The sequence below is a fragment of the Brevundimonas lutea genome, assembly GCF_003704105.1.
In the GTDB taxonomy this organism is placed as follows: Bacteria; Pseudomonadota; Alphaproteobacteria; order Caulobacterales; family Caulobacteraceae; genus Brevundimonas; species Brevundimonas lutea.
Genome location: NZ_QUOQ01000004.1, coordinates 501,705 through 528,285, shown reverse-complemented (window position 1 = coordinate 528,285; position 26,581 = coordinate 501,705). Strand labels below are relative to the sequence as shown.

Annotated in this window: 24 protein-coding genes; 11 read left to right on the top strand and 13 right to left on the bottom strand. The window is 68.3% G+C overall.

The features are described 5' to 3' along the window. The 4 genes from EES48_RS09840 to EES48_RS09825 all read right to left on the bottom strand — a co-directional run. A partial coding sequence (locus tag EES48_RS09840; RefSeq protein ID WP_420807947.1) for a mechanosensitive ion channel family protein occupies window positions 1-307 on the bottom strand: 307 nt, incomplete at its 3' end. A 103-nt stretch (window positions 308-410) separates the two neighbouring features. Then, window positions 411-1,889 carry a hypothetical protein gene (locus tag EES48_RS09835; RefSeq protein ID WP_162998107.1) on the bottom strand — a complete coding sequence of 493 codons (1,479 nt, stop codon included), beginning with the start codon at window positions 1,887-1,889 and terminating at the stop codon, window positions 411-413. A gap of 53 nt (window positions 1,890-1,942) precedes the next feature. Next, complete coding sequence (locus tag EES48_RS09830; RefSeq protein WP_122466188.1) at window positions 1,943-3,238, bottom strand: MFS transporter; 1,296 nt, start codon at window positions 3,236-3,238, stop codon at window positions 1,943-1,945. Window positions 3,239-3,284: 46 nt separating this feature from the next. Further along, a complete protein-coding gene (locus tag EES48_RS09825) occupies window positions 3,285-3,842 on the bottom strand; it encodes a hypothetical protein (protein WP_122466187.1) in 558 nt (185 codons plus the stop codon). A gap of 135 nt (window positions 3,843-3,977) precedes the next feature. Between EES48_RS09825 and dapE the strand changes: the two genes are divergently transcribed. Further along, the gene (gene dapE / locus EES48_RS09820; protein ID WP_122466186.1) at window positions 3,978-5,135 is read left to right on the top strand and encodes a succinyl-diaminopimelate desuccinylase; all 1,158 of its coding nucleotides are present in this window, start codon (window positions 3,978-3,980) and stop codon (window positions 5,133-5,135) included. A gap of 6 nt (window positions 5,136-5,141) precedes the next feature. Here dapE and EES48_RS09815 read toward each other — a convergent pair whose 3' ends face one another. From EES48_RS09815 to EES48_RS09805, 3 genes are all read right to left on the bottom strand, one after another. Beyond that, on the bottom strand, window positions 5,142-6,941 hold the full coding sequence (locus EES48_RS09815) for an IlvD/Edd family dehydratase (protein ID WP_122466185.1): 1,800 nt from the start codon (window positions 6,939-6,941) through the stop codon (window positions 5,142-5,144). A 1-nt stretch (window position 6,942) separates the two neighbouring features. Then, window positions 6,943-7,692: an SDR family NAD(P)-dependent oxidoreductase gene (locus EES48_RS09810; protein ID WP_122466184.1), complete on the bottom strand. Its 750-nt coding sequence runs from the start codon at window positions 7,690-7,692 to the stop codon at window positions 6,943-6,945. Between the two features lie 98 nt (window positions 7,693-7,790). Then, window positions 7,791-8,561 (bottom strand): IclR family transcriptional regulator, encoded by a 771-nt coding sequence (locus EES48_RS09805; RefSeq protein WP_122466183.1) that lies wholly within the window; start codon window positions 8,559-8,561, stop codon window positions 7,791-7,793. A gap of 141 nt (window positions 8,562-8,702) precedes the next feature. Between EES48_RS09805 and fabA the strand changes: the two genes are divergently transcribed. Continuing rightward, entirely contained in the window at window positions 8,703-9,254 is a 552-nt protein-coding gene (gene fabA / locus EES48_RS09800; RefSeq protein WP_122466182.1) for a 3-hydroxyacyl-[acyl-carrier-protein] dehydratase FabA, read from the top strand. 37 nt (window positions 9,255-9,291) lie between these two features. Beyond that, the gene (gene fabB, locus EES48_RS09795) at window positions 9,292-10,521 is read left to right on the top strand and encodes a beta-ketoacyl-ACP synthase I (RefSeq protein WP_122466181.1); all 1,230 of its coding nucleotides are present in this window, start codon (window positions 9,292-9,294) and stop codon (window positions 10,519-10,521) included. A 10-nt stretch (window positions 10,522-10,531) separates the two neighbouring features. On the opposite strand, the gene EES48_RS09790 is transcribed toward fabB, so the two are convergent. After that, the gene (locus EES48_RS09790) at window positions 10,532-10,957 is read right to left on the bottom strand and encodes a BLUF domain-containing protein (protein WP_162998106.1); all 426 of its coding nucleotides are present in this window, start codon (window positions 10,955-10,957) and stop codon (window positions 10,532-10,534) included. A 123-nt stretch (window positions 10,958-11,080) separates the two neighbouring features. Between EES48_RS09790 and hslV the strand changes: the two genes are divergently transcribed. Next, a complete protein-coding gene (hslV, locus tag EES48_RS09785; RefSeq protein ID WP_122466179.1) occupies window positions 11,081-11,632 on the top strand; it encodes an ATP-dependent protease subunit HslV in 552 nt (183 codons plus the stop codon). Between the two features lie 159 nt (window positions 11,633-11,791). Here hslV and EES48_RS09780 read toward each other — a convergent pair whose 3' ends face one another. Then, the gene (locus tag EES48_RS09780) at window positions 11,792-12,310 is read right to left on the bottom strand and encodes a hypothetical protein (RefSeq protein ID WP_122466178.1); all 519 of its coding nucleotides are present in this window, start codon (window positions 12,308-12,310) and stop codon (window positions 11,792-11,794) included. Window positions 12,311-12,690: 380 nt separating this feature from the next. Here EES48_RS09780 and ffh point away from each other — a divergent pair, with 380 nt between their 5' ends. Both ffh and rpsP read left to right on the top strand, forming a co-directional pair. Further along, window positions 12,691-14,214 (top strand): signal recognition particle protein, encoded by a 1,524-nt coding sequence (gene ffh / locus EES48_RS09775; protein WP_122466177.1) that lies wholly within the window; start codon window positions 12,691-12,693, stop codon window positions 14,212-14,214. Between the two features lie 27 nt (window positions 14,215-14,241). Beyond that, window positions 14,242-14,823: a 30S ribosomal protein S16 gene (gene rpsP / locus EES48_RS09770; protein WP_122466176.1), complete on the top strand. Its 582-nt coding sequence runs from the start codon at window positions 14,242-14,244 to the stop codon at window positions 14,821-14,823. A gap of 91 nt (window positions 14,824-14,914) precedes the next feature. Here rpsP and EES48_RS09765 read toward each other — a convergent pair whose 3' ends face one another. Both EES48_RS09765 and EES48_RS09760 read right to left on the bottom strand, forming a co-directional pair. Continuing rightward, window positions 14,915-17,032: a M13 family metallopeptidase gene (locus tag EES48_RS09765; RefSeq protein WP_122466251.1), complete on the bottom strand. Its 2,118-nt coding sequence runs from the start codon at window positions 17,030-17,032 to the stop codon at window positions 14,915-14,917. A 137-nt stretch (window positions 17,033-17,169) separates the two neighbouring features. Continuing rightward, a complete protein-coding gene (locus EES48_RS09760; RefSeq protein WP_122466175.1) occupies window positions 17,170-17,589 on the bottom strand; it encodes a DUF983 domain-containing protein in 420 nt (139 codons plus the stop codon). 248 nt (window positions 17,590-17,837) lie between these two features. On the opposite strand from EES48_RS09760, the gene EES48_RS09755 reads away from it, so the two are divergent. After that, window positions 17,838-18,308, top strand: a complete 471-nt coding sequence (locus EES48_RS09755; RefSeq protein ID WP_240623305.1) for a GNAT family N-acetyltransferase — start codon at window positions 17,838-17,840, stop codon at window positions 18,306-18,308. Here EES48_RS09755 and ubiG read toward each other — a convergent pair. Next, entirely contained in the window at window positions 18,305-19,099 is a 795-nt protein-coding gene (ubiG, locus tag EES48_RS09750; protein WP_122466173.1) for a bifunctional 2-polyprenyl-6-hydroxyphenol methylase/3-demethylubiquinol 3-O-methyltransferase UbiG, read from the bottom strand. The genes EES48_RS09755 and ubiG overlap by 4 nt on opposite strands. 69 nt (window positions 19,100-19,168) lie before the next feature. On the opposite strand from ubiG, the gene EES48_RS09745 reads away from it, so the two are divergent. The 4 genes from EES48_RS09745 (at window position 19,169) to EES48_RS09730 (ending at window position 24,530) form a co-directional block, all read left to right on the top strand. Further along, on the top strand, window positions 19,169-20,428 hold the full coding sequence (locus EES48_RS09745) for an aspartate kinase (RefSeq protein ID WP_122466172.1): 1,260 nt from the start codon (window positions 19,169-19,171) through the stop codon (window positions 20,426-20,428). Between the two features lie 44 nt (window positions 20,429-20,472). Then, a complete protein-coding gene (gene ptsP, locus EES48_RS09740; RefSeq protein WP_122466171.1) occupies window positions 20,473-22,743 on the top strand; it encodes a phosphoenolpyruvate--protein phosphotransferase in 2,271 nt (756 codons plus the stop codon). A gap of 301 nt (window positions 22,744-23,044) precedes the next feature. Then, window positions 23,045-23,776, top strand: coding sequence for a cytochrome b/b6 domain-containing protein (locus tag EES48_RS09735; protein WP_122466170.1), 732 nt, complete (start codon window positions 23,045-23,047; stop codon window positions 23,774-23,776). Further along, window positions 23,763-24,530 (top strand): molybdopterin-binding protein, encoded by a 768-nt coding sequence (locus EES48_RS09730; protein WP_240623304.1) that lies wholly within the window; start codon window positions 23,763-23,765, stop codon window positions 24,528-24,530. The genes EES48_RS09735 and EES48_RS09730 overlap by 14 nt, the downstream gene beginning before the upstream one ends. On the opposite strand, the gene EES48_RS09725 is transcribed toward EES48_RS09730, so the two are convergent. After that, window positions 24,527-26,560 carry an OPT family oligopeptide transporter gene (locus EES48_RS09725; protein ID WP_122466168.1) on the bottom strand — a complete coding sequence of 678 codons (2,034 nt, stop codon included), beginning with the start codon at window positions 26,558-26,560 and terminating at the stop codon, window positions 24,527-24,529. The genes EES48_RS09730 and EES48_RS09725 overlap by 4 nt on opposite strands. Window positions 26,561-26,581 lie beyond the last annotated feature (21 nt).

The following is a 26,581-nucleotide window of genomic DNA, read 5'->3' as shown; positions in this document are numbered from 1 at the left end:
GGGTGTTGAGCGGGGTGACCACGCCACCGAGGTTCAGGACGCCGAGCGCCGCGACCACGCCGAACAGCACGATAAGCCAGAAGGCCACATCGCCCAGGCTGGCGCCGACGGAATGTTTCGGATTGTCGGACAGGTTGGCCTTGGCGGCGCCGGGAATGCGGTCGACCCCCTTGGCGATGGCCCATTTGATCGCCTTGCCGATGAACCAGGCGGCGATAAGAATGACGATGGCCCCGAGGGCGCGCGGCAGCCAAACCTGCAGCAGCGCCTCCCAGCCGATGAATTCGTAGCCGGTGTTGTTGTACACGCGTGCCCCTCATGCGTCGGGACGCGCGGCCTCTCCGCGCGTTACCCCTCGGATAAGCCAACCCGCGCGGTCGAACAGAGTTCCGAAACGGTCGCCGCGGGTCCTAGGGGGGTGGCGGCGTGGCTGTCGCCGATGTCGCTCCGCTGGTCAGGCCGGGTGCTCCGGGGTTTGGTTTTCGGAGGGTGACCGTAATCAGCCGAGCCGTGATGTCATAGTCGAACTGCAACTCTGTCAATTGAGCGGCCAAGGCGATTTCGTTCACCAGCGCAATGTCCTGGGCCAGAGCCAGCCGCTCGGTTTCCAAGATCAGGGCCGCCTCCGCGAGGTCGGTCAGGGCATCACCGACGCTGATCTGGCCGGCGGCGGGGGGAACGGTCGAGGCGGAACGCTGCGCCCTCGCGCCATCCGAAATCAGGACCCGGTCCGGAACCCTATCCGGGACAGGCGGCAGATTGATCGGCGTCAGCGTCTGGCTGATGCCGCTCAACGCCTCGTGGGTCTGGATCTTTTTCAGATCGGATTGGGGATCGGTGCCCGAAATCAGGGTGTCGACCGCCCTGAAAGGCGATGCGAGGATGGCCGCAACGGTTTCCAGAGGCGTGAACCGCAGATCGCGGTCTTCGGCCAGGAGGGCGGCATCCAGGCTAAGGGCGTCGGCAGCGTACGCGGCCGGCCAGCGTTCCCCACCTGCGGTGATCGCATTGACCAGGACTCCGATCTGTCCCCGCGCGACCGACAGGGCGTGACAGTGATCGACCACCTGTTGCGCATCGGCCAGGATCACGGCGCGAGGCCCGGGAACATTGGTCCAGGCGGTGACCTGATCGAGCGTAGCCTCGGCCGGCTGGCAGGAGAAATCCAGCGACGATCCGGCGCGGGAGGGTCGGGCGGCTTCCCGCCCGTCAGGCGGCTGGCTCTGAGCGGGGTACCGAGCCTTCAACCTGCGAGCCGCGCTGACGAGGCCGTCGTAGCGGGCCGTGATCAGGTCCATGCCCAGGCCGCCGGCGAAGAACAGGTCGCGGGTCGGCTCGTTGGCGTTGAACTGGGTCAGCACCACAGGCGCCAGCGCGCCGTAGATCCAGTTGTTCTGGGTGTTGGTGCTGACATTGCCGCTGGCCGCGGCACCGATGGCGCCGATAACGGTGACGCCCGACGCAGCGTCGAGGAAGCGCTGTTGACGGCTGGACCTTTGCTGGTACGCCTCGGCCAAGCCCCGAGCTTCCAGCCTGACCGCCTCGTGAGCTTTCGCGATTTCCTGGCTCGACGCTGGCGGAGCACTCAACTCCCTGAGCTTATTGAGGCAACCCGCCCGCGCATTCAGGTCGCCATAACGAAATGGATCGCCTTTGACGTTCGGCGGACAGCTCGCTGTCGGCTGTTCATGACCCGCAGCCTTGTCGTCATTGTTTCGTTGGGCGTCGTCCGTCGTCGAGTCATCCTGCGCCCCTGGGATGGGAGTCGCGGACGGCGCGTTGGTTTGCTGCGGCGCCGTAGCCTGCTGTGCAATCGCAGAGGGGCTCCACATCAGAACGACCGCCGTCGCCAGAGCCTCAATTACGCGGTGTGTCGTCATGGCGCCCACCCTCAACCTCAAGCTGAGTGTGCTACCTGCGCGCGTCCGAGTCCATACCCGCGTTATGTAAGCCGGTCCGCCTTTCTCAGACCCGGAAACAGCCTGGCCCAGATGCCCGTGGCGGCCAAGGCGCCCAGGCCCCCGAACACGGCTGCGCCAATGGGGCCGAGGAAGCGGACGGCCACGCCGGAATAGGCCTCGCCGAGTTCGTTCGACGCGCCGATGAACAGCATGGAGACCGAACTGACCCGGCCGCGCATGTGATCGGGGGTGGCGATCTGGATCAGGGTCTGGCGGATGTTGACGCTGATCATGTCGGCCGCGCCGCCGATGAACAGCACCAGGGCGCTCAGCCACACCCATTTCGACAGACCGAAGGTGAGGGTGCAGACGCCGAACACGGCCACGGCCGCGAACATCCACAGGCCGCCGCGCCGCATGATCGGATAGCGCGACAGATAGAGCGCCATCATCAGGGCGCCGACCCCAAAGGCCGCGCGCAGCAGGCCAAAGCCCTCCGGCCCCACATGCAGGATATCGCGCGCGAAGATGGGCGTGAGCAGGGCGACGCCGGCGAACAGCACCACGATCAGGTCCAGGGAGATGGCGCCCAGCACGATGCGGGTGGTCCAGACGTATTTCAGCCCTTCCTTCACCGCCGCCCAGCGCGAAGCCTGCTGATCGACGGCGGGCGGCTTGCCGGAGGTGCGGATCAGCAGCAGGCAGGTCGCGCCGATCAGGAACATCATGACTGAGGTGGCGTAGGCGGCCGGCACCGCGAAGCCGACGATGACCCCGCCCAGCGCCGGTCCGGCGATGGCCCCGGTCTGGAAGGCGAGGCTCTGGGCGACGATGGCGCGCGGCAGGCCCGGCCGTCCCACCACCATGGGCAGCAGCGCCTGGCTGGCCGGGGCGAGAAAGGCGCGGGTGGCGCCGAAGAAGGCGGCGACGGACAGCAGCCCCCACAGCGGCGGAGCGCCGTGCAGCGCCATGGCCAGGAAGGCGACGGCGCACAGCATTTCCAGCCCGACGCAGGCGACGACCGTCAGCTTGCGGTCGCGGCGATCCGCCATCTCTCCCGCCGGCAGGGTGAAGGCCAGCAGCGGCAGGAACTGCACCAGCCCGACCAGCCCCAGATAGAGGCTGGCCTGTTCGATCGGATGATCCTGGCGGGCGATCTCATAGACCTGCCACAGCAGAGCGGAGGACTGGACCTGAATGCCGAACACGGCCGCCAGCCGCCCGACCCACAACAGGCGGAAATCGCGCAGCCGCCAGGGATTGGTCGCGCCCTCGGGCGGATCCTCGGGGACCGGCGGGGCCGGCTGCGGATTTTCGGGAGCGTCGAGATGCGTCACGAGGACGCGGACCTAGCCTGATCCGCGCCTCGCGTCGCCAAGGATTTCAGCCCGGGATCAGGCCGCGCCGACGGGCGTACACCAGCGCCACGCCGCCCAGCCCCATCGCCAGGATGATCATCGCCCATTCCGTCAGGGTCGGCACCGTCGCGGCGGCCGCCGAGAATGTCACGGCGGCTGGTCCGTCGAACGCGTAGCCGTAGTCGCCGTCGCCCGGTGAGTTGAGGCTGCTGAGCACGACCGTGTAGACGCCCGCCGGCAAGGCGACGGTCAGGCCGTCATCGACCGTGGCGACGCAGCCGACCGTCGGATTGTTGGTGTCGAACGCCCCGGAATAGATGCCGAGCGAGGCGTCGTCGGGCACGAACAGATCGGTGACGTCATAGGACCCGCCGACGCTCACCGTCATGGTCTGGGTCTCAAACAGGGTGTCGCCGACCCCGCTGTGGATGTTGCAGGGTTGGCCCGTGTCGAAGTGGTGGTCGTTGGTCAGGCTGTCGCCCGGCGCGAGTGTGTAGTTGATCGTGCTGACCACCTGAGCGGCGGCCGATCCGGCGGTGGCGAGCGTGATCGCCGCCGCAGCCAGGGCGAGTAGTTTTTTCATCGAGACCCCTCCAAGAGTGCTGCGACGAATTAGCGCACCCTTGAGCGATCGGGGAGTCATATTTCGCGGTTCGCTCAAGAATTTCGCAGGCTTGGCCAGCTATGCCGCCCGACGCTCATTCTCTATGTCTTGCCCATGACCCTCGCCGCCTTCGACACGCGCCACGACCCCGTCGAGCTGACCCGCGCCCTTATCCGCAAACCCTCGGTTACGCCGGTGGACGCGGGGGCGATGGATATCGTCCAGGCGGCTCTGGAGCAGTTGGGATTCGCCTGTCGCCGGATGGCCGTGGAGGGGATCGAGAACCTCTATGCGCGGCGCGGGACCACGGGGCCGAACCTCTGTTTCGCGGGGCACACCGATGTGGTGCCGGCCGGCGACCTGGGCGCCTGGACCCACGATCCCTTCGCGGCGGTGATCGAGGACGGCAAGCTGTACGGGCGCGGGTCGGCCGACATGAAGAGCGGCATCGCCGCCTGGATCGCGGCGGTGTCGGCGGTATTGGCCGAGGGTGAGCCACAGGGATCGCTGAGCCTGCTGATCACCGGCGACGAGGAGGGGCCGGCGCTCTTCGGCACCAAGGCGGTGGTGGCCAGGCTGCTGGAGGAGGGCGAGCGCATCGACGCCTGCGTGGTCGGCGAACCGTCGTCGATGCAGGCGCTGGGCGACACGATCAAGATCGGCCGGCGCGGCTCGCTGAACAGCTGGTTCACGGTGCGCGGCAAGCAGGGTCACGTCGCCTATCCGGACCGGGCGGCCAATCCGGCGCCGGTGCTGGTCGGCCTGATGAGCGAACTGGCGGGCCACCGGCTGGACGACGGCTATCCGGAGTTCCAGCCCTCGAACCTGGAGATCACCACCCTGGACGTCGGAAATCCGGCGCCGAACCTGATCCCGGCCGAGGCGAAGGGCCGGACCAACATCCGCTTCAATCCCGGCCAGACCGGCGCGGGGCTGATGGCGTGGATCGACCAGGTCGCGGCCCGCCACGCGGCCGACAGCGGCCTGTCGATCACGGTCGAGCACATGCATTCCGGCGACGCCTTCCTGACCGAGCGGGGGCCGTTCGTGGACGCCGTGGTCGCGGCCGTCGAGCGCACCACCGGCCTGACGCCGACCCTGTCGACGACGGGCGGGACCTCGGACGCGCGCTTCATCCGGGCGATGTGTCCGGTGCTGGAGCTGGGCCTCGTGGGCCAGACCATCCACCAGGTCGATGAGCATGTGGCGGTCGAGGATGTTCATCGCCTGACCGCGACCTATCGCGCGGTGATCCGGGCCGTGCTCGGCTGATCCGCCTCAGTGGTTGTCGCGCGGCAGGCGGTCGACCAGGCGATGGTATCCGACGGCGGGGGCGAGGACGGCGCCCGTCTCCAGCTCTGTCACCATCCCGCGCTGGATCTCCTGCCACGGGGTCTGGGAGGCTGGACAGGCGTAGCCGCCGGCGGCCTGGAGCGCCGCGCGTCGGTCGGTGAGGTCCTCGTCGGACAGAAGGACGTCCACGCGCCCGGTGTTCAGATCGACCCTCAGCCGGTCGCCGTTCTTCAGCAGGGCGATGTTCCCGCCGGTGGCCGCCTCGGGCGAGGCGTTGAGGATGGACGGCGACCCGGAAGTGCCCGACTGGCGGCCGTCGCCGATGCAGGGCAGGGCGGCGATTCCGGCTTTGATCAGATAGTCGGGCGGGCGCATGTTGACGACCTCGGCCGCGCCCGGATGGCCGACCGGACCGACGCCGCGCATGACCAGGATGTGGCCCTCGGTGATCCCCTCGGCCGGGTCGTCGATACGGGCGTGATAGTCTTCCGGCCCGTCGAAGACGGCGACCACGCCCTCGAAGGCGTCGGGGCTGTCGGGGTCCGACAGATAGCGGGCGCGGAAGTCCTCGGAGACGACGCTGGTCTTCATGATGGCGCTGTCGAAGACATTGCCGCTCAGCACCAGAAAGCCCGCGTCCTTGACCAGGGCGGTTTCGACCGTGCGGATCACGTCGGGCAGGACGATCTCGGCGCCCTTGCAGTTGTCGCCGATCGAGCGCCCGTTGGCGGTCAGGGCGTCCTCGTGGATCAGGCCGTGGCGCATCAGTTCGGCCACCACGGCGGGCACGCCGCCCGCCTGATGATAGTCCTCGCCCAGATAGGCGCCGGCGGGCTGAAGATTGACCAGCAGGGGCACATGATGGCCCAGCCGCTGCCACTCGCCGATCGGCAGTTCGACACCGACGTGGCGGGCCAGGGCCGTCAGGTGGATCGGCGCATTGGTCGAGCCGCCGATGGCCGAATTGACCACGATGGCGTTCTCGAACGCCTCCCGGGTCAGGATGTCGGAGGGCTTCAGGTCCTCGGCGACCATCTCGACGATGCGGAGGCCGGTCTCATAGGCGATCTGACCGCGCTCGCGGTACGGGGCGGGGATGGCGGCCGAGCCGGGCAGCTGCATGCCCAGCGCCTCGGCCAGGCTGTTCATCGTCGTGGCCGTGCCCATGGTGTTGCAGTAGCCGACCGAGGGGGCGGACTTGGCCGCCAGCTCAAGGAAGCCGCGATAGTCGATCTCGCCCTTGGCCATCATCTGACGGGCCTGCCAGATGATGGTTCCGGACCCGACCCGCTCGCCGCGATGCCAGCCATTCAGCATCGGTCCGACCGACAGGGCGATGGCCGGGATGTCGACCGTGGCCGCCGCCATCAGGCAGGCCGGCGTGGTCTTGTCGCAGCCGATGGTCAGCACCACCCCGTCAAGCGGATAGCCATGCAGCAGCTCGACCAGGCCGAGATAGGCCAAGTTGCGGTCCAGGCCGGCGGTGGGGCGCTTGCCGGTCTCCTGGATCGGGTGGACCGGAAACTCCATGGCGATGCCGCCCGCCTCGCGGATGCCCTCGCGCACCCGCTTGGCCAGCTCAAGATGGTGGCGATTGCAGGGGCTGAGGTCGGAGCCGGTCTGGGCGATGCCGATGATCGGCTTGCCGGACTGCAGCTCCTCCAGGGTCAGGCCATAGTTGAGATAGCGCTCCAGATAGAGCGCCGTCATGTCGGGGTTGTCCGGATTATCGAACCAGGCGCGACTGCGCAGCGGCTTTCGGCCCGGGGGCGGTTGGGCGGTCATCTCAGTTCCAGCCGCCGTCGACGATGTGATGCTGGTTGGTGATGGCCGAGGCCTCATCGGAACTCAGGAACACCACCAGCCGAGCCACGTCGTCGGGGACCAGCCGCCGCTTCAGGCACTGATTGGCGTAGATGTCCTTTTCGGTCTCTGGCGTGACCCAGAGCTTCAGCTGGCGCTCGGTCATGATCCAGCCGGGGGCCACCGCGTTGACGCGCACCCCGTGCTCGCCGAAGTCGCGCGCCAGGGAGCGGGTCAGGCCCAGCACCGCCGACTTGGACGCCGTATAGGCCGCCATGCCGCCCTGGCCGATGATCCAGGAGCAGGAGCCGAGATTGACGATCGCGCCGCCGCAGGCCGCGATCATGTCGGGCAGGACCGCCTGGGCGGCGAAGAACTGGTGCTTCAGATTCACGGCGATGCGGCCGTCCCAATAGGCCTCGGTGACCTCCAGCGTGTCGTGGCGCTCGTCGTGGGCGGCGTTGTTGATCAGGATGTCGATGGGTCCGAGCGTCTCGCGGACGGCGCCGATGGCGGCCTTGAGCGCGGGGATGTCGGTGACATCGCAGCGCTGAAAGGCGATGTCAGGGCCCAGTTCGGCGGCGAGGGCGGCGCCACGCTCGGCGTCGATGTCGAGGATGCCGACCCGGGCCTTCTGGGCGGCGAAGGCGCGCACGATGGCTTCGCCGATACCCTGGGCCCCGCCCGTGATGACCACGACCTTGCCTTCGAGGTCCGGATAGATGGCGGCCATGGATGCTGCTCCAACCGGCCGACCATTTATGAGTAAAAGTCGTGCCTACCAGCGAAAGTGACGGCGTGCGGTCAGATCGTCAATGGCGCTGATCAGCGTCAGGCCTGCGATGCCGCCGTCATCTCACGGGAGATGCGGCCCGCCCCCTCGATCAGGATGGCCGGGACCGCGTCGAGGTCGCAGACCTTGGGCAGGCGCTCGATGTGGGGGCAGATCAGGGTGGCGATGATGCCGTCGACGCCCATGACCGGGGCGACAACATCGGTGACGCCGCGCACGAAGTCGCTGGGCCGGCGCGCATGGCCCTCGGCGGCGGCCGCCTCGGCCTCCTCGACGAAGACCTTCACGCGCCGCTCCCCGTGCAGCGGCTCCAGCCGGGCGCGCAGGGCGGCCTTGGCGGTGTCCGACGCCTTGCCGTACATCATCAGGCCCGAGGTGGCGTCGATGATCGGGCGGCGATAACCGACCCGCACCGAATAGCCGAGATCGCCAGGAGCCTCGATCCGGGCGACCACAACGATCTGATCCTCGGACGGCACCACCAGATGGCAGGACTGGCCGGTGGCGAGGGTGACGTCGCGCATCACCGGCAGGGCGACATCGATGATCGATTTGATCGGCGCCTGGGCCATGCCGAGCTGGAACAGCCGGTTGGTCAGGCGATAACCGTCGGCCGAGGGCTCGATATAGCCGCGGAACTCCAGCACCTGGATCATGCGGAACAGCTCGCTGACCGAGCGGCCCAGCAGCGCCGACATCTGCGACGGCGTCATCGGCCGGCCGCGCTCGGCCAGCATCTCCAGAATGTCGAGACCCTTTTCCAGCGCCGGGGCGCGGTACTTGCGGTCGTCGTCGGTGTCGTCGGCCATGCGCCCCTCGGTTTGCGCGGCCAAGCTAGCGCGGGGCGGGCGGCGCGGCCAAGCGGCTTCGGCACGGCATGATCGCGCGCCATTGAGCCCGCCCGCGCCCTCGTGTAACCCGCCCGCAACAGTCAGCCGTCGGAGGTCCGCTTGACCGCCTCGAAATATCCGTCGTCCTTCGACTACGAAGCCCTGCTGGCCTCGGGCCGGGGCGAGCTGTTCGGGCCGGGCAACGCCCAGCTGCCGGCCCCGCCGATGCTGATGTTCGACCGGATCAGCCAGATCAGCAGCGACGGCGGGTCCTACGGCAAGGGCTATGTCGAGGCCGAGCTGGATATCCATCCGGACCTCTGGTTCTTCCAGTGCCACTTCATCGGCGATCCGGTGATGCCGGGCTGTCTGGGCCTGGACGCCATGTGGCAGCTGGTCGGTTTCTATCTGGGCTGGATCGGCGGACCGGGACGCGGGCGCGCGCTGGGCGTCGGCGAAGTCAAATTCACCGGCCAGGTGACCCCGGACGTCAAGAAGGTGGTCTACAAGATCGACCTCAAGCGGGTCATCAACCGCCGCCTGGTCATGGGCATCGCCGACGGCGTGCTGGAGGCCGACGGCGTCAAGATCTATTCGGCCGAGGACATGCGCGTCGGCCTCTTCCAGGCAGCCCAGGGACCCGGCGAGAGCGCCGAGCCCGCGGGCGGCTAATCCCCCTCAACGACAAGACCCCATCCCAGGAGTTTCAATGCGTCGCGTCGTCGTCACCGGCATCGGCATCGTCTCTTCCATCGGCACGGGCGCCGAGGAAGTCACCGCCTCCCTGAAAGAGGCGCGGTCGGGCGTTGTTTCGGCCCCCGATCACATCACCCACGGCTTCCGCTCCCAGGTCTGGGCCCCGCCGTCGATGGGCGCCACGGCCGCCGACTGGGCCGACAAGGTCGATCGCCGCGCGGCGCGCTTTCTGGCCAACGGCACGGCCTGGGGCCACATCGCCTTCGAGGAGGCGCTGAAGGATTCCGGCCTGTCACCGGACGAGATCAAGGACGAGCGCATCGGCCTGATCGTCGGCGAGGGCGGACCCTCGACCCAGGTCATCCTGCAGGCGGCCCAGACCACGATCGAGAGGGGCTCGCCCAAGAGGATCGGCCCGTTCGCCGTGCCCAAGGCGATGGCGTCCGGTCCCTCGGCGGTGCTGGCCACCTGGTTCGAGCTCAAGGGCATCAATTATTCGATCAGCTCGGCCTGTGCGACCAGCGCCCACTGCATCGGCGCGGCGGCGGAGCAGATCGCCTGGGGCAAGCAGGATGTCGTCTTCGCCGGCGGCTGCGAGGACATCGACTGGTCGATGTCGAACATGTTCGACGCGATGGGCGCGATGTCGTCCAACTTCAACGACACGCCGGCCAAGGCGTCCCGCGCCTATGACAAGGACCGCGACGGCTTTGTCATCGCCGGCGGCGCGGGCATCGTGGTGCTGGAGGAATACGAGCGGGCCGTGGCTCGCGGGGCGAAAATCTACGCCGAGGTCACCGGCTACGCCGCCAATTCCGATGGGCACGACATGGTCGCCCCGTCGGGCGAGGGCGCCGAGCGATGCATGAAGCTGGCGCTGAAGATGGCCGGCGATCCGACGATCGACTACCTCAATCCCCACGGCACCTCGACGCCCGTCGGTGACTCCAAGGAGATGGCGGCGGTCAGGAATGTGTTCGGCGACGTCGTGCCGATGATCTCCTCGACCAAGAGCCTGACGGGTCACTCGCTGGGCGCGGCCGGCGCGCAGGAGGCGATCTACTGCCTGCTGATGATGGCGAACGATTTCGCCGCCGAGAGCGCCCACATCGAAACTCTAGACCCTGAGTTCGACGGCATGCCGATCCTGAGGCAACGCCACGACGGTCCGCTGACCCACGTCATGTCCAACAGCTTCGGGTTCGGTGGGACCAACGGCACGCTGATCCTGTCGAAGGTCTGAGCCGCAGGGCTCAGGCCGGGGCCATGGCCCTGAGCCGGCCGGCGGCCTTGTCCAGCAGGTCGGTGGCGGCGCGGCCGTCCAGGTCGGGGATACTCTGACCCGCCAGGTCGTCCTCGATCTGCGGCGTCACCAGCACCTGACCCATCGACCAGTCGGAAAAGGCGCGTCCGGGCGCCTCGCCCTCGGCCAGAACTCGTATGTCGGAGTGGCGCGGGTCGCGCTCCAGCCGCGCCATCAGCATGGCGATCCGGCCCCGGTCGCCCTCCAGCACCTGCAGGAACCAGCCGCCATGCGACAGCAAAAGGCCGGTCAGGCCGTCGCGCGCATTGTTGCGCTGGGATTCACCGAGAATCTCGACGATCGAGAGCAGGTTCTGGCCCGCCTTGCCGACGGCCTTGCTGATATAGACCGTCCGCCACACCTTACTCATACGCATAGACTCCACTCTCGGATGTACCGGTTCTGACCGTGGAAGGTTAAGGATGATTGGAGACGGCGTCTGTCCGCCTGGCGACGTCAGCGACTTGATGCGAGCAGCCGCGCGGGCCATCTGAGCGCCATGCAGACCTCAAGCTTTCCCGACTGGCACGGCACGACCATCCTGGCGGTGCGCAAGGACGGCAGGACCGTCATCGCCGGCGACGGCCAGGTGTCGATGGGCCCGACCGTGGTCAAAGGCGCGGCGCGCAAGGTGCGCACCCTGGCGGGCGGCCAGGTGCTGGCGGGCTTCGCCGGCGCCACGGCTGACGCCTTCACCCTGATCGAGCGACTGGAGGCCAAGCTGGAGCAGTATCCGGATCAGCTGGCCCGCGCCTGCGTCGATTTGGCCAAGGACTGGCGGACGGATCGTTACCTGCGCCGGCTGGAGGCCATGCTTCTGGTGGCGGACAAGAGTTCGATCTTCACCGTCACCGGGGTCGGCGACGTGCTGGAGCCCGAGCATGGCGTGGCGGCGGTCGGGTCCGGGGGAAACTACGCCCTGGCGGCCGCGCGCGCCCTGATCGACCACACCGACCTGCCGGCCGAGGACATCGCACGCAAGGCCATGGCCATTGCGGCGGACATCTGCGTCTACACCAACGGCAATCTGACGGTGGAGACGCTGGGATAATCAGGCATCTCCCTCCCCGCCAGGGGAGGGCGGTCGTCGCGCCAGCGAGGACCGGGTTGGAGCGGCGGGTGCTGACCGCCGCTGCACGTTGTGCGAGGCGCGCCCCGACCCGGTCGCTTCGCGACCACCCTCCCCCGAGGGGGAGGGAGATTTGAGCCCTCAGTCTTCCTCGGGCTCCATCGGGCCTTCGATCTCGGCCTGGGCGTAGTCCATCAGGGGCTGCATCATCTCGGGATCGGCCATCTGGCCGGTCATGTTGCTGACGCCGATCATCGTGCCCTGGGCGTTGGCGGCGATCTCCGCGCCGGCCTCGACCATGGCTTCGGAAACCAGAGCGTCCACGTCTATGTCGGCCAGGGCCTCGCCGGCGATCAGGGAGGCGTGGCTGGTGGCCAGGGTGGTGAAGGCGGCCACGTCGCCCGCGTATTCGCCCCACAGGGCGGCGATGGCGACGCCCTTCGCGTCTTCAGACAGGCCGTCATCGTCGCTGATGGCTTCGGCGCGGGCGCCGAACTCCTCCATCCGCGCTTCGAAGGCGGCGCCGGCGGCCTCGAGCTCGGCTTCGGCGGCCGACGTCGGGGACGCGTCGGGCTCGGCGGCCAGGGCGGACGACAGCGGCAGCAGGGCAAGCGCCGCGACGAGGGACAGGTTCAGGGCGGACTGGCGCAGGCGGGTCATGAAGACGCTCCGGGGATCAAGGGTCGCCGAAGGGTCCGCCCGAACCGCTCCGCGCTCAAGTGAAATCGCGGTAAGGCGGCGCTCGTCTTGCGTTTTCGCGACTTTTCGACCATAAGCCGCCGCTTCCAGCGCAAGTGATCCTCGCGCTCGACCCACACGGTCTCTTTGGTCGTGCTATCGCGCTTCGCGCTACTTGAGCACGCTCCGTCCGGGCTCAAGTAGGCCGCAAGGCCGGTGGCCCAAAGAATGAGGTGGGAGAGAACCCCCTGCCGACGTGATCGTCGCCAGGGGTCGAGGTCGTTTGGCGCGGTGCTTTTGAGTGGCCCATTGCTCTGAGATCAGGCCTGCGGCCTGACCCGAGAATGGGCGTTGAGGTTTGAATGTTCGAGGCTCTGAACGAGCGGCTGACAGGGGTTTTCGACCGGATCACCGGTCGCGGCGCCCTGTCCGAAAAGGATGTCGCCGAGGCGATGCGCGAGGTGCGCGTGGCCCTGCTGGAGGCCGACGTCGCCCTGCCGGTCGTCAAGGACTTCATCGCCTTCGCCTCCGAGCGCGCCATGGGCGAAGAGGTCATCCGCTCGGTCAAGCCGGCCGATCAGGTGGTCAAGATCGTCTATGACGGCCTGGTCGAGATGCTGGGCGGCGAAGAGCCGGTCCCGCTGAACCTCAACGCCACGCCGCCCGCCGTCATCCTGATGAGCGGCCTGCAGGGCTCGGGCAAGACGACGACCTCGGCCAAGCTGGCGCTGCGCCTGACCAAGACCGAGCGCAAGAAGGTGATGATGGCCTCGCTGGACACCCGGCGTCCCGCGGCCATGGAGCAGCTGGAGACGCTGGGTCGCCAGATCGAGGTCGCCACCCTGCCGATCGTCAAGGGCGAGACGGCGGTCCAGATCACCCGTCGGGCGCTGCAGGCGGCGAAGCTTCAGGGCTTCGAGGTGCTGATCCTCGACACCGCCGGCCGCACGACGCTAGACGAAGCAATGATGGCCGAGGCGGCCGAGGTCGCCGACATCTCGCGTCCGATCGAAACCATCCTGGTGGCCGACAGCCTGACCGGCCAGGACGCGGTTCGCACCGCCAAGGCCTTCCACGAACGCCTGCCGCTGACGGGCCTGATCCTGACACGGGCGGACGGCGACGGGCGCGGCGGCGCCATGCTGTCGATGCGGGCCGTCACCGGCCTGCCGATCAAGTTCCTGGGCGCGGGCGAGAAGACCGATGCGCTGGAGGTGTTCGACGCCCGCCGCGTGGCCGGCCGCATCCTGGGCCAGGGGGACATCGTCGCCCTGGTCGAGAAGGCCAGCCAGGACCTGGACCAGGCCAAGGCCGAGAAGATGGCCAGGAAGCTGTCCCAGGGGAAATTCGACCTGGACGACCTGGCCAGCCAGCTGCAGCAGATGAAGCGGATGGGCGGCCTGCAGGGCCTGATGGGCATGCTGCCCGGCGCCCAGAAGATGAAGGCCCAAATGTCGGCGGCCAATATCGACGACAAGATGATCCTGCGTCAGGAGGCGATCATCTCCTCCATGACCAAGGCCGAGCGCAAGAAGCCGGATCTGCTGAACGCGTCCCGCAAGCGGCGCGTGGCGGCGGGCGCCGGCGTCGATGTGCAGGACATCAACCGCCTGTTGAAACAGCACCGGCAGATGGCCGACGCCGTGAAGTCGCTGTCGCGTGGCGGCGGCAAGAACCTGATGAAGATGGCGCAGATGATGGGCGCCGGCATGCCGGGCGGCCTGCCGGGCATGCCGTCCGGCGCCGACATGGAGCGCCTCAAGGCTCTGGGCGGCGGCAAGCTGCCCGGCATGAACACCGACGCCCCGCCGGCCCTTCCCGGGCTCGGCGGACCGCAAGCGCCGGGAGGCCTGCCCGGTCTTCCCGGCTTTCCCCCGAAGAAATGATCCCTTCCTTCTAGAAAGAGACTGACAATGCTGAAGATTCGTCTGAGCCGCGGCGGCGCCAAGAAGCGCCCCTACTACCACATCGTCATCGCCGACTCGCACGCGCCCCGCGACGGCAAGTTCATCGAGCGCGTCGGTTCCTACAACCCGATGCTGCCCAAGGACCACGCCGAGCCGCGCGTGAAGCTGAAGGCCGACCGCATCGCCGAATGGCTGAAGAAGGGCGCCCAGCCGACCGACCGCGTCGCCCGCTTCCTGAGCCAGGACGAGACCCTGGGCGAGACCGTCAAGTGGCAGGCCGGCAACAACCCGAACAAGGCCCAGCCCGGCAAGAAGGCCCAGGAACGCGCCGCCGAGCGCGCCCAGCGTGAAGCCGACCGCGCCGAGGCCGAAGCCGCCGCCAAGGAAGAGGCCGCCGCCGCCGCCGCCCAGGCCAAGGAAGACGCCAAGGCCGCCGAGGAAGCCGCCAAGAACGCTCCGGCGGAAGAAGCTCCGGCTGCCGAGGAGGCCCCCGCCGCCGAGGCCGCGACCGAGGAAGCTCCGGCTGCTGAGGAGGCTCCGGCCGCCGACGCCGACAAGGCGGACGACAAGACCGAAGAGAAGGCCTGAGCCTAGCCCCAGAGGCGCTCAAGCCCAGATACGACAAGGCCGCCGCCCCGAACCGGGACGGCGGCCTTTTTCTTTCGCGAACGCTACGCCCCTACCAGAGGCGGACGCGCTCCTCCGGAGCGACGTAATAGGCGTCGGTCGGTTGGACGTCGAAGGCCTCATACCAGGCGTCGACGTTGCGGACCGGGCCGATCACGCGGAACTCCGCCGGCGAGTGCGGGCCCTGGGCGATCTGCTGACGCAGCGCGTCGTCACGGTACTTGGCGCGCCATACCTGGGCCCAGCCGTAGAAGACGCGCTGGTCGCCGGTCGTGCCGTCCAGAACCGGCGCCTCCTGCCCGTTTAGCGACACGCGATAGGCTTCCAGCCCCAGGGTGACGCCGGCCAGGTCGCCGATGTTCTCACCCATCGTCAGCCGTCCCTGAAGGTTCTGGCCCTCGATCGGCTCATAGCTGTCGTACTGGGCGCCCAGCCGCGTGGCCTGGGCCTCGAAGCGCTGCTCGTCGGCCTCGGTCCACCATTCGGTCAGCACGCCGTCGCCATTGGACTTGCGGCCCTGATCGTCGAAGCCGTGGCCGATCTCGTGGCCGATCACCCCGCCGATGGCGCCGTAATTGACCGCCGGGTCGGCGTCAGGGTCGAAGAACGGCGGCTGCAGGATGGCGGCCGGGAAGACGATCTCGTTCTTGGTCGAGGAGTAGTAGGCGTTGACGGTCTGGGGCGTCATCGACCACTCCTCGTCATCGACAGGGCCGTCCAGACGGTCCAGCTGATAGTCCCAGTTGAAGTCGCTGGCGCGGACCATGTTGCCGAACAGATCGCCCGGCTGAACCTCGAGCGCGGAATAGTCGCGCCACTTCACCGGATAGCCGATCTTGACGCCGAACTTGTCGAGCTTCTCAAGGGCCTTGGCCTTGGTCTCCTCGCCCATCCAGTCGAGGTTGCGGATGCGCTCGGCCAGGGCCGTGCGCAGATTGCCGACCAGTTGCTCCATCTGGGCCTTGTTCTCGGCCGGGAACCAGCGCTCGACATAGAGACGGCCCAGGGCCTCGCCGACCCGCCCGTTGGCGAAGCCGACGGCGCGCTTCTCGCGCGGGCGCTGTTCCAGCTGGCCAGACAGCTCGCGGCTGCGGAAGTCCCACTGGGCGTCAGCGAACCGCTTGGACAGATAGGGCGCGGACTGATCCACGACATTGAAGGCCTGCCAGGCGCGCAGGGTCTCGATGGGGGTCTCGGCGTAGATGGCCGCGATCTTGGGGAAGGCGGTGTTCTGGCTCAGCACGAAGCGCTGCTGGTCGGCGACGCCGGCCTGTTCGAAATAGGCCGCCCAGTCGAAGCCGGGCGCGAAGGCGGCCAGCTCGGTTGGGGTCATGGGGTTGTAGGTCCGGTCCCGGTCGCGGCTCTCGGCGCGGGTCCAGTGGGCCTCGGCGATCTTCGTCTCCATGGCCACGATGTCGGCGGCCGCCTGTTCGGCGTTGTCCCAGCCGATCATGGCCAACATGCGCGCCACATAGGCCTGATAGGCGGTCAGCTTGTCGGTGAAATTGGCCGTCAGGTAATAGTCGCGGTTGGGCAGACCCAAACCGGACTGGCCCATGTAGGGGGTGTACTGAACCGGGTTCTTGGCGTCATCGGACACATAGAGACCGAACACCGACGAGCCCGGCCGCGACTGGGTCGCGCCCATGTGGGCGGCCATGGCGGCGTGGTCGGCGATGCCGCGAATCTCCGTCAGCATCGGCTCGATCGGCTGCATGTCCAGCGCCTCGACCCGGGCCTCGTCCATGTAGCTGTTGTAGAGGGCGGCGATCCGGTACTCGTCGGTTCCGGCGGCGGGGCTGGAGCCCGCGATGTCGTTGACCAGGGTTTCCAGCCGGTTCTCCGACAGCTGGCTGAGCAGGTCGAAGGAGCCGTAACGGGTGCGGTCGGCCGGGATTTCCAGCGCATCGACATAGGCGCCGTTGGCGTACTGGAAGAAGTCCTCGCCCGGACGAACCGAGGTGTCGCGACCGTCCAGGTCCACGCCCCAGTCACCGTATTTGGGCGACTCGATGCCCTCATAGCCGGTGGCGCCCAGCACGGGCGCGTCGAACAGGGCGACGGTGTCGCAGGCGGCGTCGAGGCAGTCGGCGCCGTCGAGATCATGGGCGAGGGCGGTCGAAGGCAGGATCAGGGCGCCAAAGGCGGCGCCGACGAGCAGGCGTTTCATCATAACTGGTTCCTCGTAGGCGCTTCATGCGCTCTGGAAGCGGAAGGCGCGCACCTTATGCCCCCCGGCGGCGCGTGATCCTTAAAAATAGTTCATCAGCGGAAAAGTGAAAGGCGGCCGATCCGCGCGGCGATGCTTCACCGCCAGCGACGGCCCTCGCCGTGCTTGCCGGTCGAGGCCCAGCGCGCCTCTTCGGCGCGATGCACCCATTGTTCGGAGACAAGCCAGCCCTTCACCGGACGCAGCGTCGCCAGGCATCCGGCCACCAGCACAGGCAGGGTCACGAGCAGATGGAAAAGGATGGAAGGCCGATAAGCGATCTCGATCACCAGAAAGATCATCATCACGACGATGCCGATGCCGGACATGACGAAGAAGGCAGGGCCGTCCGCCGGGTCGGCGAAGCTGTAGTCCAGCCCGCAGGCCGGACACTCGTCGCGGATGGTGAGGAAGCCTCGCAGCAGCGGTCCGTCGCCGCAGCGCGGGCAGCGGCAGCGCAGGCCCGTGGACAGACTGGACAGGCGGGGATGTTCGGGCGGCGCGGCGGGCTCGGTCATGGCTGCCGACATATAGGATCCGATGCGGCGAACGCACAGGCCAACGTCGCGCGGCAAAATAGTCCTAGCGGTTAATCGGCATTAAGATACAATATGTTGTGGAGAACAAATCCCGAATCGCGCCGTGTCAGTGATTCGGTCCTGATTCGTTTCGCGCCTGTTCCGCGACTCCGCCCAGCACGCTTAACCCATGGAGCCCCGGCGTGATGTCTAATCTTGCCACGCCCCTCGCTTGGCGCCCGATGACGATGGCGGACCTCGAAGGCGTGGTCGCCGTCGCCGCCGAGGCCTTTCGCGACCATTTTGAGGACCGGGTCTGTTTCGCAGAGCGGCTGACGCTTTATCCGCAGGGATGCCGGGCGCTGGCCGAGCCGGACGGATCGGTGCGCGGCTATGTCTTCGCCTATCCGTGGCGGGCGGACAGCGCGCCAGCGCTGAACAGCCTGATCGGGGCGATCCCGGCCGATGCGGCGGTTCTTTATCTGCATGATCTGGCGCTGAGCCGCGCGGCGCGCGGAGGCGGCCATGGGCGATCGGGCGTGGAGACGGTCATCGATCTGGCGCGCGAGGGCGACTGGCCCGCGATCACCCTGGTCGCGGTCAATGACGCGGCCGCCTTCTGGGCGCGTCATGGGTTCGCGGTCGCCGATCCGCCCGGCATGACCGAAAAGCTGGCCAGCTATGGTCCCGACGCCCGCTACATGGAGCGGCGGGTCTAGGCCCTCGTCGCCACCATCATGTAGTTGATGTCGCTGTCGCCCTCGCTCCAGCGGTCGGTCAGGGGCGAATAGACCAGGCCGTACGGGCCGGACACGGCTACAGGCTCCTCGGACAGCATCAGGCGGATCTCATCGGGCTTGAGGAACTGGCGCCAGTCGTGGGTGCCGGCCGGGACCCAGCGCAGGACGTATTCCGCCGCCACCTTGCCCAGCGCCAGGGACTTGAGCGTGCGGTTCAGGGTGGCGACCACCATCATCCCGCCGGGCGCGATCAGCCGGGCGCAGGTGCGCAGGAAGGCCTCGGGGTCGGCGACATGCTCGACGATCTCGAGCGCCAGAACGACGTCGAAGGGGCCGGCGCCCTCGGCTTCCATCTGTTCGGCGGTGGCGGCGCGGTAGGCGATGTCCAGACCCATCTGTTCGGCGTGGGCGCGGGCCGTGCCGATGTTTTCGGACGAGGCGTCGACGGCGGTGACCTCGAAGCCCAGGCGCCGCATCGGCTCGGCGATCAGCCCGCCGCCGCAGCCGATGTCGATCAGGCGCAAACCCTCGAACGGCGCGCGTGCCCTGGGATCGCGATCGAAATGCCCGGCCGCCCGGTCGCGGATGAAACCCAGCCGCGCGGGATTGAACTTGTGCAACGGCGCGAACGGCCCCTTCGCATCCCACCATTCGGCCGCCTGGGCCGAGAACCGCGCCACGTCAGCCGGATCGATCGAGGCGCCACGCGCGGTCCCGACATCGGGGCTTTGGGCTTTGCCGGAGCCGGACGGGTAGGTAGAAGCGACCATGGCCCCGGGATGAACCCGCCGGGCCTCCCACGCAAGATGCGGTGAGCCCCGGGGAGACGCGCCGTCACCATGACGCGACTGGTGTTGAAGTTCGGCGGCACCTCCATGGCCGATCTGGAGCGCATTCGTCGCGTGGCGCGGATCGTCGCGGCCGAGGCGCGCTCGGGCAAGGCGGTGGCGGTGGTGGTCTCGGCCATGGCCGGCAAGACCAACGAACTGGTCGCCTGGACCGACGGCGCGGGACGGCCGGGCCCGGGCATCGACCTCACCGACGACGAATACGACACCGTGGTCGCCTCGGGCGAGCAGGTCACGGCGGGGCTGCTGGCCCTGACGCTGCGCAACATGGGACTGAAGGCGCGGTCGTGGCTGGGCTGGCAGATCCCCATCCTGACCGACGACGCCCACGGCCGCGCGCGGATCGAGGATGTGCCGGGCGACCGGCTGGGCGCCGCCATCGACGCGGGCGAGATCGCCGTGGTGCCGGGCTTTCAAGGCGTGACCCGCGACGGCCGGCTGACCACTCTGGGCCGCGGCGGCTCCGACACCTCGGCGGTGGCGGTGGCGGCGGCGCTGGGCTGTCGTTGCGACATCTATACCGACGTGGACGGCGTCTATACGACCGACCCCAGGATCGAGCAGAAGGCCCGGCGGCTGGACCGGATATCCTATGAGGAGATGCTGGAGATGGCGTCCTTGGGGGCCAAGGTGCTGCAGACCCGCTCGGTCGAACTGGCCATGGCCAAGCGCGTGCCGGTCCGGGTGCTGTCCAGCTTCGTCGAGCCCGACGCCTCCGGTAAGCTACCAGCCGAGGCCGGCACCCTGATCTGTGACGAGGAGGAAATCGTGGAAAAGCGCATCGTGTCGGGTGTGGCCATGAGCCGCGACGAGGCCCGCATCACCCTGCTCGGTCTCGCCGACCGGGTGGATGGTCCGGCGGACGTCTTCACCCGCCTGGCGGAGGCGAACGTCAATGTGGACATGATCGTCCAGTCCCAGTCGCGCACCGAGGGCACGGTCAATCTGACCTTCACCACCGGCCGCCGGGACGCCCAGCGGGCCGCCGAACTGATGCGCGCGGGTCAGGCGGAGATCGGCTTTTCAGAAATCCGCGTCGACGAGGACGTGGCCAAGGTCTCGGTCGTGGGCGTCGGCATGCGCAGCCACGCCGGCGTGGCCCAGACCATGTTCCGGGCCTTGGCGGACAAGGGCATAAAATTTCAGGCGATTTCCACTTCCGAAATCAAGATCAGCGTTCTTATCGATGCCGCCTATGCCGAACTGGCGGTTCGCGCCCTACATTCGGCGTACGGACTGGAGACGGTATAGTCTCAGGCGACATGGCCGGCGATCGGCCCTGACCGGGAGGACGGATGCCCCAGGGCGGCGGATTATCGACGCGAGGACCCAGGAACCTCCTGCGCCAGATCCGCGAGGCGATGGCCGGCGGCGGGCCCGCCCAGGCCCGCCTCAACCAGGTGGTCCGCATCATCGCCCTGTCGATGGTGGCCGAGGTCTGTTCGCTGTATCTGCGCCGCGCCTCGGGCGAGCTGGAGTTGTTCGCCACCGAGGGTCTGAACCCCGAGGCGGTTCACAACACCCGCCTCAGGCCCGGAGAGGGCCTGGTCGGCGAGGTGGCCCGCATCGCCGAGCCGATCAGCCTGATCGACGCGCCCAGCCACCCCAGCTTCTCCTATCGGCCGGAGACGGGCGAGGATCCCTATCACGCCTTCCTGGGCGCGCCGCTGCTGCGCGGCGGCCGGGCTGTGGGGGTGCTGGTGGTCCAAAACCGGGCGGCGCGGCACTATGACGCCGACGAGATCGAGGACATCCAGACCATCGCCATGGTGCTGGCCGAGACGGTGGCGTCCGGCGAGCTGGTCGGGCTGGAGGAGCTTTCGGAAGTCGAGCTGGCGCCGCACCGCGCCGAGCGGCTGAAAGGACAGAAGTTCGCCGACGGCCTGGCGGTCGGCCACGTCGTCCTGCACGAGGCGCCGATCGCGCCCGAACAGCTGCTGGCGCTGGATCCCGTCGCCGAGGAAATCCGGCTTCACGCCTCCCTTGATGCGCTGAAGAGCGGCATCGACCACATGCTGGACGGCGGTCAGGGCAAGCTGGGCGGCGCCTCCTACGAGGTGCTCGAAACCTACCGGATGTTCGCCGACGACCGGGGCTGGAACCGGTCGCTGGAAGAGGCGGTGCGCTCAGGGCTCACCGCCGAGGCGGCCGTCGACCGGGTCAGGAACGAACACCGCGCCCGCTTCGCCAAGGCGCGCGACCCCTACATCAAGGAGCGACTGCACGACTTCGAGGACCTGGCCAACCGGCTGCTGCGCATCCTGGCGGGCGACAAGCCGGGCGACCGTGCCCTGCCCGACGACGCCATCCTGGTGGCCAAGAACCTGGGCCCCGCAGACCTGCTCGAATACCCGCGTACAAAGCTGAAGGGCTTGCTGATCGAGGAGGGCTCGGCCGCCAGCCACGCCGCCATCGTGGCGCGGGCGCTGCAGATTCCGTGCGTGGGCCGCCTGATGGGTCTGCGCGACCGGCTGAGCGAGAACGACCTCGTCATCGTCGATGGCGAGGGCGGCGAGGCGTTCCTGCGGCCCCGGCCCGACATGGTCGAGGCGGTCACCCAGCGCATGGCCATGCGCCAGAGCCGCCAGGCCGAGTTCGACAAGATCCGCGACCTGCCCGCCGTCACCCAGGACGGCACGCGGGTGACCCTGCTGACCAACGCCGGCCTTGCCGTCGACCTTGAGCTGCTGGACAAGAGCGGGGCCGAGGGCATCGGCCTGTTCCGCACCGAATTCCAGTTCATGGTCTCGGACGAGTTGCCCAAGCTGAACGCCCAGACGGCTCTGTACCGCCTGGTGCTGGACGCCGCCGACGAGCGGCCGGTGACCTTCCGCACCCTGGATATCGGCGGCGACAAGGTGCTGCCCTATTTGGAGGCGGAGCGGGAGGAGAACCCGGCGCTGGGTCGCCGCGCCATCCGGCTGGGGCTGGATCGTCCGGCCCTGCTGAGGATGCAGCTGCGCGCCCTGCTGACGGCGGCGGGCGGGCGCGAGCTGCGCGTCATGTTCCCGATGATCGCCACGGTCGACGAGTTCCGCGCGGCGCGCGAACTGGTCGACTATGAGGTGGCCTGGGCCCGGCGTCGCGGCCGGCCCCTGCCGGAACTGCTGCGCGTCGGGGCCATGATCGAATGCCCCAGCCTGTTGTGGCATCTGGACGCCCTGCTGCCCCTGACCGACTTCGTGTCGGTGGGCTCCAACGACCTGTTCCAGTACATGTTCGCGGCCGACCGGACCAATCCCCTGGTGGCCGAGCGCTACGACCCGCTGTCGCCGCCGGCCCTGCGCGCGCTGCAGTATATCCAGAAGAAGTGCGCCGACACCGGCACGCCGGTCTCGGTCTGTGGCGAGATCGCCGGCAAGCCGCTGGAGGCCTTCGCCCTGGTCACCCTGGGCTTCACCCGGCTGTCGGCGCCGGCAGCCGGCGTGGGGGCGGTCAAGCGCATGGTGCTGTCCACCGACCTGGTCGCCGCGCGGCGCGGCATGGCCAATCTGCTCGGCTCCTCGGCCGCCTCGATCCGGGGCGAGCTGGAAAGCCTGGCCCGCAAACTGAACGTCGCGCTCTAACGTCGGCGCCTGTGGCTGAGGCGGTTCATCACCACGGGCACGACGGGGCCACAGCGAACACAACGGGTTCCTCGAGGACGACGGGCTTGAACGCGAGCGTCGAACCGCGAAGACAATGATCGAGGCCAAGGGCCTCGATCGCTCGGAACGGACCGGCGCGATCTGAGCTGTGGATGTGTGCCCGGTTTCGTCGTGTTCGTTGTGATTCCGCTGTGTTCTCCGTGATGAACCTGTTTGTCACCGCGCCGCAGATGACGCCTGCAGAGGATGGGTCTAGGCTTTTCGGAAACGGGGAGCGGACATGCCGGCGGATCGGGATCGCGGACAGGGACGGATCGACACCTATCGCCACCCGTGGGTCGTGCGCATCACCCACTGGGTCAATGTGCTCTGCGTCGTCATCCTGGTGATGAGCGGGCTGCAGATCCTGCGGGCGCATCCGCACCTTTACTGGGGTCTGGCCTCGACCTTCGACGATCCGTGGCTGAGCTTTCCGAACATCCCGTCGTGGGCGACCCTGCCCAGCTGGCAGGACCTGGCGCGGGGGCGGCGCTGGCACTTTTTCTTCGCCTGGCTGTTCGTCATCAACGGCCTGATCTACCTGGCCTACATCCTGATCTGGGGACGGCTGAGGCGGGTGCTGTTCCCCACCCGCGCCGACATCGCCGACATCCCGCACAGCGTCGTCGAGCACGCCAAGCTGAAATTTCCCGAAGGCGAGGCGGTGCGACGCTACAACGTCATTCAGAAGCTGACCTATCTGGCCGTGTTGCTGGTTCTGCTGCCGCTGATGCTGTTCACCGGCTTGGGCATGTCGCCGGGCATGAACGCGGCCGCGCCCTGGATGATCGAGATCGTCGGCGGTCGCCAGTCGGCGCGCACCCTGCATTTCATCGCCGCGGCCGGGATCGTGATCTTCGCCATCGTCCACGTGCTGCTCGTGGTGTTGTCCGGCCCGATCAACAACATGCGGGCCATGATCACCGGCTGGTACCGCATCCGCCTGACGGGAGATGACCGTGCCGAACCCTGACCGCCGCCGTCTGCTGCTCGGGGCCGGAGGGCTTGCCGCCCTGCCGCTGCTAGGCTCGTGCGACAGCCTGGCCCGCAACGAACAGGTTCAGTGCACCCTGGCCACGGCCGAGAAGGCGACCAAGCGCTCGCAGCGCGCCCTGGCCCGTCAGGCCCTGGCCCCCGAGTACGAAGAAAAGGATATCTCCGACGACTTCCGCGCCAACGGCTCGGTCGACCCGGCGGCGGCGGAGTACCGCGCGCTGAGGGCCAACAATTTCCGCGACTATCGCCTGATCGTCGACGGCCTGGTCGAGCGGCCGCTGGCCCTGTCGCTGACCGATCTGCGGCGGATGCCGTCACGCACCCAGATCACCAAGCACGACTGCGTCGAGGGCTGGACCTCGATCGGCAAATGGAAGGGCGCGCGGCTGTCGCACATCCTGCGTCAGGCGCGGCTGAGGCCGGACGCCAAGTATCTGGTGTTCCACTGTTTCGACGCCCTGAGCCAGACCGAGGACGGCGAGCGCTACTACACCTCGATCGATCTGGTGGACGCCTTTCACGAACAGACCATCCTCGCCTACGAGATGAACGACGAGATCCTGCCCATCAAGCATGGCGCGCCGATCCGCCTGAGGCTCGAGCGCCAGCTCGGCTACAAGATGGCCAAATACGTCAAGCGCATCGAGGCGGTCGAAAGCTTCGCCCACATCGGCCGCGGCAAGGGCGGCTATTGGGAAGACCGCGGCTATGAGTGGTACGCCGGGGTCTAGACCTCCGACGCCCGCTTGCGGGTGAAGGCGTAGAGCGCGAAGGCCAGGGCGGCGAAGGCGATGACGCCGACGATCATGGCCGGCCAGCCGGTTCCCTCGGGGATCAGGGCGAAGGGCGAGCCGTTCTCGGTGCCGACCACGACGGCGGCGGTGAACACGCCGAACAGGCTCTCGCCGACGATCAGGCCCGACGCCAGGAGGACGCCCATGCGCTTGCCGACGTCGGCGAACCGAGTTTTCGACACCCAGCGCTCATAGGCCCAGCCGGCCACCGCGCCGATGACCAGCATGGTGGTCACCGCCGCCGGCAGATAGACGCCGATGCCGACGGCCAGGGCGTGCAGCTTGATCCGGTCCTTCGTAGCGCCGCGCAGGGCGATGTCGGCGACGATCACCGCCCCCCCGATCAAGGCGCCGATGCCGATCAGGTCCCAGCGCAGGTCGCCGCCGATGACGCCGCGCGCGAGGGCCGCGATCAGGGTCGCCTGGGGAGCGGGAAGGGGATCGGTGCCCTCCACCGTCGGAGCCGGGCCGCCGACGAAGCCATAGGCCTGGTTGAGCAGATCCAGGATCAGCGGAATGACGATGGCGCCGGCGACCACGCCGACGATCAGGGCGGTCTGCTGGCGCCAGGGGGTGGCCTCGACCAGCTGACCGGTCTTGAGGTCCTGCAGGTTGTCGTTGGCGATGATGGCGACGGCGAAGACCACGGCTGTGACCATCAGGGCGTAGGCGATGATCGACGGATCGGCGGGCACGCCGGCGATGGACATGACGCCGAGCATCAAGAGCGAGGCGACGATGATGGCCAGGATGCCGACGCCCGACACTGGACTGTTCGACGAGCCCAGCAGGCCCGCCATGTAGCCGCAGATGGCCGCCACCATGAAGCCGATCACGGCGACATAGATCAGTCCGCCGACAACCAGCAGCGCCGTCGATCCGGCCAGCACCGTCCCTTGCGCGAAGACCGCCAGCAGCACGGCGATGCCGACAAGGCAGGCCAGGGAGATCATGGCCACGATATTGATCGGAATGTCCTGTTCGGTGCGGTCCAGCACCTCGCCCGAGGCGCGTCTGGCGTTGGCGGCCAGGGCCGAGGTCAGGCCGCCGATCAGGGGGCCGGCCATCTTCAACAGGGTCCAGATGGCGGCGACGCCGATGACGCCGGCGCCCATGAAGCGCACCTGCTCGGCCCAGACCCCCAGAGCCGCCTCCTCGGCCGCCCCTGGCGTGGCCTGCATGGCCGTCATGATCGGAACCGCCAGGCCCCAGGCGATGATCAGCCCGACCAGCTGCGACAGTCCGACGGCCAGGCCGATTAGGTGTCCGGCGCCCAGCAGCGCGAACTGCATGCCGAAGCCAAGCCCCGTGGCCCCGCCGCCCAGCGCGGCCGGGAGCCGGAAGAAGGTGGCGGCTTCGCCCGCGAACACCCGCGCCCCGGCGCCCAGAGCATAGGCGGCCGAGACGACGGCGCCGATGACCACGATGCCGAGACCCTTCTTGTTCTCGCGCACCGCGCTTTCGGTCTGGGCCGCGCCGCGCGATCCGACCTTCAGCACGGCGGCGGCGGCGACGCCTTCGGGGTAGGGCAGGCCGGCCTTGACCACCAGCGACCGGCGCAGCGGGATGGAGAAGGTGACGCCCAGAACGCCGCCCAGAATGCAGATCGCCACCGATTGCCAGAAGGGGAAGCTGGTCCACCAGCCGACCATGACCAGGGCGGGCAGTACGAAGATGATGGCGCTCATCGAGCCACCGACCGAGGCGACGGTCTGGACCGTCATATTTTCCCAGATGGTCGACGTCCGGAACAGGCGCAGCGCCGCCATGGAGATGACCGCCGCCGGAATGGCCGAGGCGAAGGTCAGGCCGACCAGCAGGCCCAGATAGGTGTTGGCGGCGGTGAAGACGACGGCCAGCAGACAGCCCAGCACCAGGGCGCGCAGGGTCAGCTCCAGCCGGCGTCCCAGGCTCGGCGTGGCGGCCGGGCTGGCGGGCGTCGGCGTCGCGGCGGGCGTATCGGTCATGTCAGGGGCTCCCTCTCCCGG